We start from the raw sequence: 13,988 nt of genomic DNA on the forward strand, positions 1-13,988 counted from the left end.
TGTTGATAGAGCAAGGGAGATGGCAATTAATGGGTGGGCAAGCGAATCCTATCTCTATAGCCAATCCCAAGCCTTATCAACAGAAACCCCGGCAGCTAAACTTTAAGTCTTAAAATCCCTACCCCAATCGGGGGCAATCGAGGGCTACGATACCAGTTAAAATAATCAAGCACATTCCTCCTGTCGGGTAAATTCGTCACTAGAATCTTCACAGGGCGGCGGGAAGTTGACATTGCTTGGTTACATCATTTTTTCCCTCAGATAAAATTTCTTGGCCAAGCCCCCCACTAGAGACTCACCCTTAAGAACTCCTCATTTACCAACTCCAACCATGACACTTGCTTGCACACCTTACGATTCTGATAATCAAGCCTTGCTGACCAGTCCAGAAAGTAATAGCCAAGCCGGTTTAGCCCCTTTACTGTTAACTGTTGTGGAACTGGTGCGCCAATTGCTCGAAGCCCAAATCATTCGCCGGATGGAAAAAGGGGTTCTCAGTGAGTCTGATTTAGATAGAGCAGCAGAAAGTATCCAAAAATTACAAGAACAAATTCTCTATTTGTGTGAAATTTTTGAGGTTGAGCCAGAAGAGTTGAATGTCCACCTAGGAGAGTTTGGCACTCTTTTACCTGAAGCGGGGAGTTATTACCCTGGAGAGGAGGGTATTAAGCCTTCTGTGTTAGAATTAGTGGATAGACTCCTCAGTACCGGAGTTGTTGTGGAAGGAAATGTTGATCTGGGTTTGGCTCAACTAGATTTAATTCACCTCAAGCTTCGTTTGGTTTTAACTTCTCAGCCGCTTTAATTTGGGAGAATACTGATGACAGTGGGTCTTTATTTATATGGCATATTTCCCGAACCAGTTCCTGACGGACTGGTTTTGCAGGGGATTGATAATGAGCCAGTTCACAGCGAGATGATTGATGGTTTTAGTTTTCTCTACTCCGCTGCTCATAAAGAGAAGTATTTGGCATCCCGTCGCTATTTAATTTGCCACGAAAAAGTATTAGAAACTGTCATGGAAGCAGGGTTGACAACGTTGTTGCCCCTGCGGTTCGGCTTAGTTATCAAAACTTGGGAATCCGTCACCGAACAATTAATTAATCCCTATAAAACCCAACTGAAAGAATTATTTGCTAAACTGTCAGGCCAACGAGAAGTTAGCATTAAGATTTTTTGGGATAATCAGCGGGAATTACAAGCGGCTTTGGAGTCTAATCCGAAGTTAAAGCAAGAACGGGATGCGATGATGGGGAAAAACTTAAATATGGAAGAAATTATCCATATAGGTCAACTCATTGAAGCCACTGTATTGCAACGGAAACAAGACATTATTCAAGTCTTTAGAGAGCAATTAAATCATCGCGCCCAAGAGGTGATTGAAAGCGATCCGATGACGGATGACATGATTTACAATGCAGCTTATTTAATTCCCTGGGAGCAAGAGCCAGAATTTAGCCAAAACGTTGAAGTGATCGATCAGCAGTTTGGTGATCGCCTAAGAATTCGCTATAACAATTTAACTGCACCCTATACCTTTGCCCAACTTATCTAAGGAGAGTATTAGTTATGTTTCTCGATCTTTTACTTCTTCCTATTACCGGTCCTATTGGGGGTCTGATCTGGATTGGGGAGAAAATTCAAGAGCGTGCAAATATAGAATATGATGAAGCTGAAAATTTGCACAAATTATTATTATCGTTACAACTATCTTACGATATGGGCAACATTTCTGAGGAAGAGTTTGAAATTCAGGAAGAAGAACTTTTATTAAAAATTCAAGCCTTAGAAGAAGAGGAGGCAGAAAACCAATCTGAATCTTCTCTCTAAAATTTTTCCATACTTCCCAGGTTTATAACTGGCAATCTTTGCCACCCTATAGGCCATGAACAAAGTAAGGGCGGCTTTGACAAGCTCAAGAACTCGTTGAAGCTCGGTCAGAACTAGCCCTTGATTAAGCCTTAATATTCTAGGTAAAAAGCTTGGAAATTACTAGAATTATTATTAGAGGAGTGAGCAACAGTTTTGGGGGAATCAGGTTTTTTAGCTACACTAGGAGGATTTGCTGTACGCAAATTTTGAATACTTTGTTCTGTGGTCTCAATTTGCTCTGTCACAAACGTGAGACGATTTTTTAATTGCTGAATCTGCCGCTCCATCATTTCTAATTTTTCTTGGATACGTTGTTTTTCAGTAATTAACTTATAAAGCTCAAGTTGGTTATCTGCTTCAGATTGTTTCCGAGGCATGGTGCTAATTTTAGATCTAATTGGTCTGGGTGGACGATTGGTTGTCATAACAATCCCTGAATAACTTAGAATATTCTAGCATATCAACGCCCCAATATAAAAACTCGTAAAAAATCGTCAATTTTCTGTTAGTAAACCCTATGAAATTGTACAATCTATATACTTACGCTTTTTTGAAAACCCCCATAGAAAGCCTAAAATTACCGGTTGGAATGGCTAACCCATTGTTACTGATAACCGGTGGAGACTTCTCGGCCGTAGTCGAACCCGAAGTTTGTTTAGACACTTTACAAAATGATGATGAACGCCTGATTCAATCCGTTGTATGTCATGATCGAGTCATCTGTGAATTATTTCAACAAACCACTATTTTACCCCTACGTTTTGGTACATCTTTTTTAGAGGCAGAAAATTTACTGACTCATCTTTGTTCTCATGCCCAAGAATATCTAGAAAAAATTGAACAACTTGAGGGAAAAGGAGAATATCTTTTAAAATGTATTCCCCGTAAGCTAGAGGAGCCTGTACTCCTTTCTGAAAGCAGGGGCAGACAATATTTTTTAGCCAAAAAACAGATTTATGAAGCTCAACAAGATTTTTATACTTTGCAAGGTTCAGAATGGCAAAATCTCGTGAATTTAATCACCCAAAGCTATCCGTCAACTAGGATTATTACTTCTCCGGGTACAGAATCACGAATTTATCTTTTAGTTAATTTTCAAGAAGAACCTTTACTAATCGAGCAAGTCTTGCATTGGCAGAAAGCTTGCCCCCGTTGGGAATTACAATTAGGACAAGTTTCTCCCCCCTATCACTTTACTTAACTTGATTTCTCTATGACTAACTTTAACTTGGTAAATAACTCTCTAAGTCGTTATGACACTCGACATTTAGTTATGTTTAGTGGCAAAGGAGGAGTGGGAAAAACCACCCTTTCCTGTGGATTTGCTCGCCGTTGGGCTAAATTATTTCCCGAGGAACAAATCCTGTTAATCTCAACCGATCCTGCTCACTCTTTAGGGGATGTATTGCAAACAGAAGTTAGCGATCAAGCATTACCTGTAAAAGACTTACCCAACTTAAAAGTTAGGGCATTAGATGCAGAAAAATTGCTTTTAGAGTTTAAAGCAAAATACGGAAGATTTTTAGAACTTTTGGTAGAACGGGGTAGTTTTGTTGAAGGAGAAGATTTAACTCCTGTTTGGGATTTAGACTGGCCTGGTTTGGATGAAATCATGGGTCTATTAGAAATTCAACGATTACTAATAGAGAATGTTGTTGATCGAATTGTTGTTGATATGGCCCCCTCGGGTCATACCTTAAATTTATTGGAAATTAAAGACTTTTTAGAGATTATTCTCAATTCTTTAGAGTTGTTTCAAGAAAAACATCGTGTTATTTCGCAAACTTTTGCAAAAACCTACAATGCCGATGATGTGGATGACTTTTTAGTCAAAACAAAATCAGAATTAACCGAAGGCAAACAACTCCTACAAAATAGGGATTTTACCCTTTGTTTAATTGTGGCAATTGCCGAACCGATGAGTTTATTAGAAACCGAACGATTACTCAATAGTTTGCATCACTTAAATATTCCCTGCGGCAGCTTATTTATCAATCGCATTTTAACAGATCCTAATCAAAATTTAGACCGCTATAGTGAGCAACAGCAAATCCTCGATAAATTCCTGAAAATTCCAAGTCAAGAGACAATTTTCACCCTGCCCCAACAGGCAAAAGAGCCCCTAGGAGGTGAAGCACTAGATCAGATCATGAGTCAAATTAAAATCCTCGAACAAGTAGAATTTATGGCGCCGCCTCCTATTCAATGGCCGCAAAAGATTCTGCCGAGTTTTAGTGATTTTATTGACGATAAACGCCAACTCATTATCATTGGTGGCAAGGGGGGTGTGGGAAAAACCACCGTTGCTGCGGCCATTGGTTGGGCGTTAGCTAATCGTCATACCGATCAAAAAATTAGAATTATTTCTATTGATCCAGCGCATTCTTTGGGAGATGCCTTTGGGACAAAGTTAGGACATCAATCCACACAATTAACTGCTAATTTAAGTGGTCAAGAAGTTGATGCTAATATCATTTTAGAAAAATTTCGGGATGATTATTTATGGGAACTGGCAGAAATGATTGGTGGTGAAGGTAAGGAAGAAGGAAACATCAAACTAGCTTATACTCCAGAAGCTTGGCGACAAATTGTAGCTCAATCTCTGCCAGGAATTGATGAAATGTTGTCCCTAGTAAAAGTAATGGAGTTATTAGACCAGAAACAACAAGATTTGATTATTTTAGATACGGCTCCTACCGGTCATCTCCTGCGATTTTTAGAAATGCCAACGGCTTTAGGAGATTGGTTAAGTTGGATTTTTAAGCTTTGGATGAAGTATCAAAATGTCTTAGGGCGTGTAGATTTAATGGGACGATTGCGAACCTTAAGACAACAAGTGATGTATGCCCAGAAAAAACTAAAAGATTCCCAACATACAGAATTTATTGGAATTTTGCAAGCCCAAGATGCTATCGTTGCCGAACAACTGCGATTGACAGAATCTTTGAAAAAAATGGGAGTCTATCAACGTTATGTCGTGCAGAATCGTTATCACGCTAATGAGGAAATTGATCGGGATTTATTCCCAGATCAAACTTTGATCCGCTTACCCAGTTTACCTCGGTCTGTAGAACCTCTAGCCCGGGTCAAAGCCGCGGCAGATCTGTTATTTTAAAGGTAATTAGTCTTTAAAGTCGGACTTCTTAACCCCATCTATCACCCAGTCCCCATCCTTCACTTGACTCAGGAGAAATTTTATGGTAGAACTATTCAAAGGCTTTGAGCAATTAGTCGAACTGGCTAAAACCTTAGAGGAAAAACTGGAAAAAGGGGAAATTAAAACCGAAGTGCAGTTTAACTCTCGTTCCTTGAGTAACATCCCCCGTGCTGGCGGTATTCCCCGTTCAGGGGGAGTTTCTCGCCCGAGCAATTCTGGTGGGGATGATTTTGAGGTGAATCGCAATCGCGATACCCCCACCGATTCAGGGGTTGAAGACAGTGTGACACCGCCCGAAGGACCGACCACGGCTTCCCTGAAAGATGTTGGTGGCTTGGCGGAAGTGATTAAAGAACTCAAGGAACTAATTGCCATTCCTCTGAAACGCCCCGACTTATTGGCCAAGTTAGGACTTGAACCCACTCGCGGCGTTCTCTTAGTCGGACCACCCGGAACCGGTAAAACCCTGACTGCCCGTGCTTTGGCCGAAGAACTCGGTGTTAACTATATTGCCTTAGTCGGACCAGAGGTGATCAGCAAATATTATGGGGAAGCCGAGCAAAAACTGCGGGGAATTTTTGAGAAAGCCAGTAAGAATGCGCCTTGTATCGTTTTTATTGACGAAATTGATAGCATGGCACCTGACCGCAGTAAAGTTGAGGGGGAAGTAGAAAAAAGACTGGTGGCCCAATTGCTGGGTTTAATGGATGGCTTTGCCCAAAGCCAAGGGGTGATTGTTCTAGCGGCGACAAACCGTCCCGACCATCTTGACCCTGCCCTCCGTCGTCCTGGACGGTTTGACCGAGAAGTCCTCTTTCGGGTGCCTGACCGCAAAGGCCGTTTAGAAATCCTGCAAATTCTCACCCGTTCCATGCCCCTAGATGAATCGGTTTCCTTAGCTCTGATTGCCGATAATGCGGTGGGATTTGTCGGGTCAGATTTAAAAGCCGTTTGCCAGAAAGCGGCCTATAGTGCTTTGCGGCGCCAGGTTCCTACGATTGACTCGCAAATTCCAGAAACAATGACGGTGATCCAATCCGACTTTTTGCAAGCCCTTAAAGAAGTTAAACCGGCGGTATTGCGGTCTGTGGAGGTGGAATCTCCCCATGTGGCTTGGGACAATATTGGCGGACTTGAACAGATTAAACAAACCCTACAGGAGTCCGTGGAAGGAGCATTACTCCATCCCCAATTATATACGCAAACCAAAGCCCAAGCTCCCAAAGGTATTTTACTTTGGGGTCCACCCGGAACGGGAAAAACCTTATTGGCCAAAGCGGTTGCATCTCAGGCGCGAGCTAATTTTATCAGTATTAATGGACCTGAGCTTTTGAGTAAATGGGTGGGGGCGAGTGAACAAGCGGTGCGTGAGTTGTTTGCCAAAGCTCGTCAGGCAGCCCCTTGTGTGGTTTTTATTGATGAAATTGATACTTTAGCACCAGCAAGAGGTCGTTATAGTGGGGATTCAGGAGTGAGTGACCGGGTTGTGGGACAAATCCTCACGGAGTTAGATGGGTTGCAAACGGGGGCAACGATTTTAGTGATTGGAGCCACTAATCGCCCAGATGCCTTAGATCCGGCCCTATTGCGAGCGGGACGCTTGGATTTACAGTTAAAAGTTGATTTACCGAATGCCTCTAGTCGTTTAGCAATTCTCGGTGTCCATAATGAGGAACGTCCTTTAGAGGATGTGGATTTAGGCTATTGGGCCGAGGCAACCGAAGGCTGGAATGGTGCAGATTTAGCGTTATTATGTAACCAAGCGGCACTGATGGCAATTCGTCGTTATCGCCATCAGGGAATGACTGACCCGGCTGATATTCGCATTACAACGGCTGATTTTAATCATGCTTACCAACTGTTGGTTGAACAGCGTGCCAATTGATTTTTTTCCCCCTTACTTAAAGTAAGGGGGAGAATATCAACTCAGGAAAACCATCCTAAAAAGGAAAATGTGCCAAAATGGCTGCAATAATCGGTCCAATTAAGGTTTGCTGAAAAAGTTTTTCCTGGTGGCAGGGTATGGGGTGTAGGGTTTTACCGATTTTGAGGTGGTCAATTACCCAATTTTCGGGGAAAAAGTCCCTGAAAATTCCCCCCGATCACTCCAATGGCTGACACTTTTTGATGTCAAAAAAGCCCAAAGACATTATCCAACAAGGTTTTTAGATTTATTCAGCCAGCCCCAAATAAGTCGATATATGGTTCTGCTCGCTGTCTATCCCGGCGAGAAATCCCTCTGGCATTTCTCCAGTGGGGAATCTGGGCTAAAAATTGGCCTGTCAGGAAATCTTGATGTTAAATTCCCCAAAAATCGCGGTAGGATCGGCTTAGTAGAACAGGAAAGGCGATCGAGTGGGATAACCGATCCTATGGTTTGAGAAGGTGACTGTATAATTGTTAGAGTATCAATAGATCAATTCCAGAGGAATCATGAGCAATATCCAAGATAAAATTCAAGAAGAGCTAGAAAACGCCAGAGCCGTCTGTAGTATGGAAGGTGCCACCTCTGGCGAATGTGCCGCCGCTTGGGATGCGGTGGAAGAATTACAAGCAGAAGCCGCTCACCAACGTCAAGACCACCCCCAAAAAACCTACTTTGAAAAGTATTGTGCTGATAATCCCGATGCCGCCGAGTGTCGCCTTTATGAAGATTAATCCAGTCAGGCAGCAGTTTTTTCTCTCCTCACAGTAGAATCCTAGCTTTAGGGCGATCTCAACTATAAAGAGATCGCCCCTCGTTTTTTAGTTTGTCGGTCAAGCTGTGGCCGAGCCGATTTTGGCTCCTGCGTCCGAAGACAGTAAAATGTTGACAGTGTAATTATGTCTAAATAATTTATGAATCAACTTTGGTTTCGTCCTCTCGTTTGGATAGATTATCGTTTAGCCGTCCTATTTACGGTGATTATTCCAGCAATTTTGTTAATTTGGTCTTTATTTGCAAAAATCGAATCATTGCAGAAATTGTTGATCATCTATTGGCGAGTGGCTAGTCTTTTATTAATTACCGTATATTTAATGATCGCTTCCTGGCCGATTGGTTTTGTCACCAGTTTTTTAGCTAAGATTTTAATCCCGATGTCCCTCTGGTTTTGGGTGGATATTAACGATGAAATTAAAGATTTACCCGCCAGTCCGATTAAATTTGTCACCACTGCTTGGCGTTGGGCAGTAACGATTTATAGTCCTTTGGGCGCAATTTCTACCTTACCTTTTCTCTCTTGTGCTATGTCAGGGGAATTGCTAAATTCTCCCTATTGTCAGGTTTGGCAGGAAGCACCCTGGCAGTTTCGCGAGATTTTTCATTCAGAAGCCACCGCTAATGTTTTGGGCTTTTTTGGTTTGGTTGGTCTCTCTTTTTATACTCTCTATTTTGCCCATTTTCTTCTTATTCGCCTTGGCAAACAGGGACGTTCAGCTTTACAACAGTAGGTCTTTAGCTATTGATGATTAGCCATTTTTCTATGAATATTGGTCAACAACTCGAACAATACAGCATCAAAAATCCCCAAGAGGTTTTATTAGTGACTATTGCTGTGGATGGGGAGGAGGAAGAAATCTCTATTTTTAAAGGTTTTTCTAGTTCCCTTACCCGCAGCACCCCCTACGATCCCGATATTCCGCTCATTCCTGAAACGGCGACAATTATTAAGATAGATCGTCTTGCTAGTCCCTATCATTCCCTTAACCCTCGCTATATTCAAGAAAATCTTACCTTAGAGGAAATGCAGTCTTTACTGATTAATTAAACCAGTAATTTTACTTGAATAACATCAGCACTCATCTCGATGGATTTAACAGCTTTTATTTACCATCCATAAACTTTGTCTATCTAGACAAGAGGTAAATTTTGCGGCGTTTTAGTGGTAAAGTTACCAGAGAACAATAATCTCTGCCAGCATTCAAGCTGTCAAAGTAGATTTTATACTCGGTATCGATCGAGAACAATCAAAAAACCTGAGAATAATCGGAGAATCTATGCAACTTAAACAATCTAACCAAGAACTGTTACAAATTGAGTATTTAGCCACCGCTGCTACTGGCAAAAATATAGTTAAAGATCAGGGACAAGATGTAATTGAAGGATTAACTAAAACCCCCAAAAGTTTACCATCTAAATATTTTTATGATCGGCAAGGTTCCCAACTTTTTGAAGAAATCTGTCAATTGCCAGAATACTATCCCACTAGGACAGAATCGGCTATTCTCCAAGAATATGCTCAAGAAATTGTCGCTTATACAGGGGGCTGTGAATTGATCGAATTAGGTAGTGGTAGTTCCACTAAAACTCGTCTGTTATTGGACGCTTATTATCAGCAACAAAAATCGTCTAAATATGTACCTATCGATGTTAGTGAAACTATTCTCAAAGCTAGTGTCATAGAATTACAAAAAGAATATCCTAATTTACCAATTCAGGGGTTAATTGGAACCTATGAACAGGCATTAGCTTATTATCAAAATGCTTCTGATAATACCAGAATGATTTTTTTCTTGGGAAGTTCGATCGGTAATTTTTCTGCGGCTGAATGTGATAAATTTTTAGAAAAAATTGCTACTGTTCTAAAAGCTGGAGATTATTTTTTATTGGGAATTGATCTGCAAAAACCAGTGGCAATTTTAGAAGCAGCTTATAATGATTCTCAAGGGGTGACAGCCGCTTTTAATTTAAATATGCTTTCCCATTTAAATTGGCGTTTTCAAGCTGATTTTAACCTTGATTTATTTAGTCATCAAGCTATCTATAATCAAGATCAATCCCAAATTGAAATGTATTTAATTTGTCAAAAAAATCATCCTGTTCATATCAAAAAACTCGATTTAACAGTTAATTTTAAAGCATCGGAAAGTATTTTAACCGAAATTTCGCGCAAATTTAACCTAGAAACTATGACAAAAGACCTAGAATCAAAGGGATTAAAACCGCTCAAGGTTTTCACCGATCCCGAAAATTTATTCGGTTTAATTCTCTGTCAATTATCTCTTTAAATAACGAAAACATTATCATCAGTAATAGAGGCATAAAAACATGGAAGCTATTCAAGCACAGGCTCCTATCTCTCTAAAAAACTGTAGTCGAGAAAATATACTGGACTATTTTGAAAATGCTTGGCAATTAGAAGATCTGCTGTTAAAAAGCATTATCAAAGAAGAAGCTTTTTACTGTAACCCTGACGATTTAAGAAATCCCCTCATTTTTTATTTAGGTCACGCTGCCGCTTTTTATCTGAATAAATTGCAACTGGTTAACCTATTAAAAAAAAGCCCTAATCCTGACTATGAATTATTGTTTGGAGTGGGAGTAGATCCGGCAACTCCTGAAGAATTAAACTCTGCTATCGCTCATATTCAGTGGCCTGGGGTGGCTAAAGTGTGGGAATATCGGCAACAAGTCTCTGAAATTGTGGTCGAAATAATTAAAAATATCCCCCTTAATCTTCCTATTCATACTCGCCATTCTCTTTGGGCATTAATGATGGGAATTGAACATCAGCGTGTTCATTTTGAAACATCTTCAATGTTACTCAGACAAATGCCCTTAGACTGTCTGCAACGTCCTCAAAGTTGGCATTATGCTCCTTCTTTTGGTCAAGCTTATCCTAATCAAATGGTAGTGGTTTCTGGGGGAATAGTAGAAATTGGTAAACCCGAAGATTCTCCCATTTATGGTTGGGATAATGAGTATGGTTATCGTCAAGTTCAAGTTAACAATTTTCTGGTGAGTAAATATATGATCACCAACGGAGAATTTAAAAAATTTGTTGATAATGGTGGCTATGAAAATCCCAGTTATTGGGATGAGGAAGCTTGGCAATGGAAAAATCATTATCAAGTCAAATATCCTAAATTTTGGCTGGTAGATGAGGGAGGAAATTATCAATATCGAGCCATGTTTGATGTTTTCGATTTACCTCTGGATTGGCCAGTAGAAGTTAACTATTATGAAGCGATAGCCTACTGTCGTTTTCAAGGTCAAGGAATACGTTTAATGACCGAAGCTGAGTGGAATTTAGTCACCTATGGCAGTCAAAAAAATCGAGATTACACCCTAGAAAACGATAAATTTGATGACTATAACCTCAATTTAAAATTCTGTTCTCCCACTCCCGTGGGAATGTTAAAAAATGCGGGTAATAACTCAGAAATTTATGATTTACGCGGTAACGTCTGGGAATGGCTAGAAGATGATTTTAATCCCTTAACTGACTTTCAACCCCATTACCTCTATGCTGACAATTCCACTCCTTTCTTCAACAGTCAACATAAAATGATGTTAGGAGGAGCTTGGGTGACTAACGGCACAGAAATCCTACCCTACTACCGCAATTGGTTTCGCCGGAATTTTTATCAACACGCTGGTTTTAGAATTGCGCAAAGTCTTTAGCTAGGCTGCCCGCGCATTTAAATTGCTTGTGGAGATGAGGCAAGAGGCAAGAGGCAACAGTAAAGGGTTTCAATCCCTTTACTGGACTGAATTCTACTTTTATTCGGCCAATCCTAGGTAATTGCCAATTTAAAAAAAAATTCCTGGAAGAATCGCCCCTCGATCGCTACAATAGAACCTAGTAGAGTGCAGATAAACTCGATCACCATGAATCAACCTGCAATTTTTCATCTCGCTATTCCGATTACCAATGTGTCCACCGCTAAAAGCTTTTACTGTGATGGTTTAGGTTGTTTAGCGGGAAGGGAAACCGAGAAAGCGATAATCTTAAATTTCTATAGTCATCAGGTAGTCGCTCACGTTACCGAAACGCCTCTTACTCCCCAAAATAGCATTTATCCTCGCCATTTTGGTCTAATTCTGCCAGATGCCAGGGATTGGGACAATCTTCTCGAAAAAGCACGAGTCAATCAACTAAAATTTTATCTAGAACCCAAAACTCGCTTTAATGGGGAGATAACCGAACATAAAACCTTTTTCCTAGAGGATCCTTTCTATAATCTCCTTGAATTTAAACATTATCGCCACTACGAAGCTATTTTTGCCAGTCGGGAATTAACAGCGATCGGCGATCGAGCTTAAAATAAACCACAGGTGACTTTTTGTAAGTGGTTAGTCCTATCTTCAACTGCGACAAAAATAGGGGAACTTCCCTCAGATTCTCTCATCGAAACTAAAAACCTTGGCTTGTAATGATAAATTCTTAGGAAATCTATGAAAAAAATTTTATTGTTAACCCTATTTATGCTCGGTCTAGGATTTGCTATCTTTAACTTTACTGGACTAGCACATAGGGGCGAATATCAATCAATTTTAATCGACTTCAGGGACGATATACCAGTCAGCGTCCTAGATGAACAGTTAAATGCTATCAACAAAAAAGCGGGAAAAACCACCAGTTTAAATAGTATTTTTTCCATCGATGAACATCTTTACACCGTAGCAGGAGATAGCAAACTACTGAAAACTCTCCGCAATTCCGACCTAAAAAAATACACCGAATCGATCGAACCCGATTATATTTATCATGCTTTTATCGCCCCCAATGACCCCGACTATAGCAAACAGTGGAACCTGCGGGGGATAAACATCGAACGCGCTTGGGAAGAAAATCACGGAGAAGGGATCACCGTCGCCGTTATTGATACAGGTGTATCAAAAGTTCCCGATCTGCGAGAAACCGAGTTTGTGGAAGGCTACGACTTCGTCAACGATCGCAGCAATGCCGAGGACGATAACGGTCACGGAACCCATGTAGCGGGAACAATTGCCCAATCGACCAATAATAACTACGGGGTAGCCGGCATCGCCTACAAAGCCAAAATTATGCCCCTCAAGGTACTTTCCGGGACGGGTGGGGGAACCGTGGGAGATATTGCCGAAGCGATCCGTTTTGCCGTCGATAATAAAGCCGATGTCATCAATATGAGTTTAGGGGGTGGGGGGGAAACCCAGGTAATGAAAGAGGCGATCGAATATGCCTATAGTAAAGGTGTGGTAATCGTCGCCGCTGCCGGCAATGCCGATGATAATTCCGCCGCCTATCCTGCCCGTTTTCCCCACGTTATCGGCGTTTCTGCGGTAGATGCCTCCGGAAATAAAGCCCCCTATTCTAATTTCGGGGCTGGAATCGATATTGCTGCCCCCGGCGGCTCCGATACGGGTAAAATTATCCAAGAAACCATCGATCCGGCTAAGGGGGGGGAACCAGCGTTCCTCGGTTTTCAGGGAACCAGCATGGCAGCCCCTCACGTTGCCGGGGTGGTAGCTTTAATTAAGGCGGCGGGAATTAAAGAACCCAATGCAGTTTTAGAGGTTTTGCAACAGTCGGCCCGTAAGATCAATGATGATCCCTTTAATCATTTTGGGGCCGGACAATTAGATGCGGGCAGTGCCGTACAATTGGCTCTAAAAGGACAGGTTACTTTCCGGGATTTTTGGCGTTGGTTGCGCGATAACGGTTATCTCAATCCCCGTTTCTGGATTGATGGCGGTGCGGTGGCGGTTTTGCCCAAAATGGCCATGGTTTTGGGTTCTTATCTCCTCGCTTGGTGGCTGAGAAATTATTTTCCCTTCTCTTGGAACGGATTTTTGAATGCTGGTCTAATTTTTGGCAGTTCTGGCTTATTTTTCCTCAGAGGTCTTTATATCTTTGATTTACCCCAATGGCCTTTCCGTGTCATGGGGAGTTCTCTTTCCGACCTAGGAGGCGTTATTCAGGGAAGTTCTGCCCTTAACCCGCTTTTTGCTAGTGTTATCCTGCCTTTTGTCCTGATTGCCCTGCTTTTGGGCCATCCCCAAGCAAAATGGTTAGCAGTGGGGGTATCTTTAGCTATGGCGGTGACTTTAGGTATCAGTGCTGTTATCCATCCTACTCTGATCTGGTTAGGTTCTGGTGCGATCGCTCAGGCATTTTTGGGTGTAAATGCGCTTTTATGTCTTGTTTTAGGTTATTTAGCCCTAAAAAGTGCTACTTCCTCCCGATACGCTTAAACAGGGGTTACAATGGGACAA

The 13,988-nt window shown here is 41.5% G+C and carries 15 protein-coding genes; 14 read left to right on the top strand and 1 reads right to left on the bottom strand.

The window, feature by feature from the left end:
* Positions 1 to 331 precede the first annotated feature (331 nt).
* The 3 genes from MiAbW_RS01000 to MiAbW_RS01010 are packed head-to-tail and all read left to right on the top strand — an operon-like array spanning position 332 to position 1,830.
* Positions 332 to 805, top strand: coding sequence for a gas vesicle protein K (locus MiAbW_RS01000; RefSeq protein ID WP_151694541.1), 474 nt, complete (start codon positions 332 to 334; stop codon positions 803 to 805).
* A 15-nt stretch (positions 806 to 820) separates the two neighbouring features.
* On the top strand, positions 821 to 1,555 hold the full coding sequence (locus MiAbW_RS01005; RefSeq protein ID WP_151694542.1) for a GvpL/GvpF family gas vesicle protein: 735 nt from the start codon (positions 821 to 823) through the stop codon (positions 1,553 to 1,555).
* 14 nt (positions 1,556 to 1,569) lie between these two features.
* Positions 1,570 to 1,830 carry a gas vesicle protein GvpG gene (locus MiAbW_RS01010; protein WP_151694543.1) on the top strand — a complete coding sequence of 87 codons (261 nt, stop codon included), beginning with the start codon at positions 1,570 to 1,572 and terminating at the stop codon, positions 1,828 to 1,830.
* A 131-nt stretch (positions 1,831 to 1,961) separates the two neighbouring features.
* On the opposite strand, the gene MiAbW_RS01015 is transcribed toward MiAbW_RS01010, so the two are convergent.
* The gene (locus MiAbW_RS01015; RefSeq protein ID WP_151694544.1) at positions 1,962 to 2,297 is read right to left on the bottom strand and encodes a gas vesicle protein; all 336 of its coding nucleotides are present in this window, start codon (positions 2,295 to 2,297) and stop codon (positions 1,962 to 1,964) included.
* Positions 2,298 to 2,389: 92 nt separating this feature from the next.
* Here MiAbW_RS01015 and MiAbW_RS01020 point away from each other — a divergent pair, with 92 nt between their 5' ends.
* The 11 genes from MiAbW_RS01020 (at position 2,390) to MiAbW_RS01070 (ending at position 13,967) form a co-directional block, all read left to right on the top strand.
* A complete protein-coding gene (locus MiAbW_RS01020; protein WP_151694545.1) occupies positions 2,390 to 3,073 on the top strand; it encodes a GvpL/GvpF family gas vesicle protein in 684 nt (227 codons plus the stop codon).
* Between the two features lie 12 nt (positions 3,074 to 3,085).
* Positions 3,086 to 4,987, top strand: a complete 1,902-nt coding sequence (locus tag MiAbW_RS01025) for an ArsA family ATPase (protein ID WP_151694546.1) — start codon at positions 3,086 to 3,088, stop codon at positions 4,985 to 4,987.
* Positions 4,988 to 5,069: 82 nt separating this feature from the next.
* Positions 5,070 to 6,914 carry an AAA family ATPase gene (locus MiAbW_RS01030; protein WP_151694547.1) on the top strand — a complete coding sequence of 615 codons (1,845 nt, stop codon included), beginning with the start codon at positions 5,070 to 5,072 and terminating at the stop codon, positions 6,912 to 6,914.
* A gap of 316 nt (positions 6,915 to 7,230) precedes the next feature.
* Positions 7,231 to 7,410: a hypothetical protein gene (locus MiAbW_RS01035; protein WP_151694548.1), complete on the top strand. Its 180-nt coding sequence runs from the start codon at positions 7,231 to 7,233 to the stop codon at positions 7,408 to 7,410.
* Between the two features lie 52 nt (positions 7,411 to 7,462).
* A complete protein-coding gene (locus MiAbW_RS01040) occupies positions 7,463 to 7,687 on the top strand; it encodes a Calvin cycle protein CP12 (protein WP_151694549.1) in 225 nt (74 codons plus the stop codon).
* Positions 7,688 to 7,867: 180 nt separating this feature from the next.
* Positions 7,868 to 8,461, top strand: coding sequence for a DUF3177 family protein (locus tag MiAbW_RS01045; protein WP_151694550.1), 594 nt, complete (start codon positions 7,868 to 7,870; stop codon positions 8,459 to 8,461).
* Between the two features lie 32 nt (positions 8,462 to 8,493).
* Positions 8,494 to 8,778 (top strand): DUF7734 family protein, encoded by a 285-nt coding sequence (locus MiAbW_RS01050; RefSeq protein ID WP_151694551.1) that lies wholly within the window; start codon positions 8,494 to 8,496, stop codon positions 8,776 to 8,778.
* Positions 8,779 to 9,007: 229 nt separating this feature from the next.
* Positions 9,008 to 10,018: an L-histidine N(alpha)-methyltransferase gene (egtD, locus tag MiAbW_RS01055; RefSeq protein WP_151694552.1), complete on the top strand. Its 1,011-nt coding sequence runs from the start codon at positions 9,008 to 9,010 to the stop codon at positions 10,016 to 10,018.
* Between the two features lie 40 nt (positions 10,019 to 10,058).
* Entirely contained in the window at positions 10,059 to 11,414 is a 1,356-nt protein-coding gene (ovoA, locus tag MiAbW_RS01060) for a 5-histidylcysteine sulfoxide synthase (protein WP_151694553.1), read from the top strand.
* A gap of 207 nt (positions 11,415 to 11,621) precedes the next feature.
* Positions 11,622 to 12,056, top strand: a complete 435-nt coding sequence (locus MiAbW_RS01065) for a VOC family protein (RefSeq protein ID WP_151694554.1) — start codon at positions 11,622 to 11,624, stop codon at positions 12,054 to 12,056.
* Between the two features lie 132 nt (positions 12,057 to 12,188).
* Positions 12,189 to 13,967: a S8 family peptidase gene (locus MiAbW_RS01070; protein WP_151694555.1), complete on the top strand. Its 1,779-nt coding sequence runs from the start codon at positions 12,189 to 12,191 to the stop codon at positions 13,965 to 13,967.
* Positions 13,968 to 13,988 lie beyond the last annotated feature (21 nt).

This window comes from Microcystis aeruginosa NIES-4325 (assembly GCF_008974145.1).
GTDB lineage: Bacteria > Cyanobacteriota > Cyanobacteriia > Cyanobacteriales > Microcystaceae > Microcystis > Microcystis aeruginosa_G.

Bases quoted from the DNA above. Each gene is read 5' to 3' on its own strand.
- MiAbW_RS01000 (WP_151694541.1), top strand. From the start codon at position 332: ATGACACTTGCTTGCACACCTTACGATTCTGATAATCAAGCCTTGCTG.
- MiAbW_RS01005 (WP_151694542.1), top strand. From the start codon at position 821: ATGACAGTGGGTCTTTATTTATATGGCATATTTCCCGAACCAGTTCCT.
- MiAbW_RS01010 (WP_151694543.1), top strand. From the start codon at position 1,570: ATGTTTCTCGATCTTTTACTTCTTCCTATTACCGGTCCTATTGGGGGT.
- MiAbW_RS01015 (WP_151694544.1), bottom strand. From the start codon at position 2,297: ATGACAACCAATCGTCCACCCAGACCAATTAGATCTAAAATTAGCACC.
- MiAbW_RS01020 (WP_151694545.1), top strand. From the start codon at position 2,390: ATGAAATTGTACAATCTATATACTTACGCTTTTTTGAAAACCCCCATA.
- MiAbW_RS01025 (WP_151694546.1), top strand. From the start codon at position 3,086: ATGACTAACTTTAACTTGGTAAATAACTCTCTAAGTCGTTATGACACT.
- MiAbW_RS01030 (WP_151694547.1), top strand. From the start codon at position 5,070: ATGGTAGAACTATTCAAAGGCTTTGAGCAATTAGTCGAACTGGCTAAA.
- MiAbW_RS01035 (WP_151694548.1), top strand. From the start codon at position 7,231: ATGGTTCTGCTCGCTGTCTATCCCGGCGAGAAATCCCTCTGGCATTTC.
- MiAbW_RS01040 (WP_151694549.1), top strand. From the start codon at position 7,463: ATGAGCAATATCCAAGATAAAATTCAAGAAGAGCTAGAAAACGCCAGA.
- MiAbW_RS01045 (WP_151694550.1), top strand. From the start codon at position 7,868: ATGAATCAACTTTGGTTTCGTCCTCTCGTTTGGATAGATTATCGTTTA.
- MiAbW_RS01050 (WP_151694551.1), top strand. From the start codon at position 8,494: ATGAATATTGGTCAACAACTCGAACAATACAGCATCAAAAATCCCCAA.
- egtD (WP_151694552.1), top strand. From the start codon at position 9,008: ATGCAACTTAAACAATCTAACCAAGAACTGTTACAAATTGAGTATTTA.
- ovoA (WP_151694553.1), top strand. From the start codon at position 10,059: ATGGAAGCTATTCAAGCACAGGCTCCTATCTCTCTAAAAAACTGTAGT.
- MiAbW_RS01065 (WP_151694554.1), top strand. From the start codon at position 11,622: ATGAATCAACCTGCAATTTTTCATCTCGCTATTCCGATTACCAATGTG.
- MiAbW_RS01070 (WP_151694555.1), top strand. From the start codon at position 12,189: ATGAAAAAAATTTTATTGTTAACCCTATTTATGCTCGGTCTAGGATTT.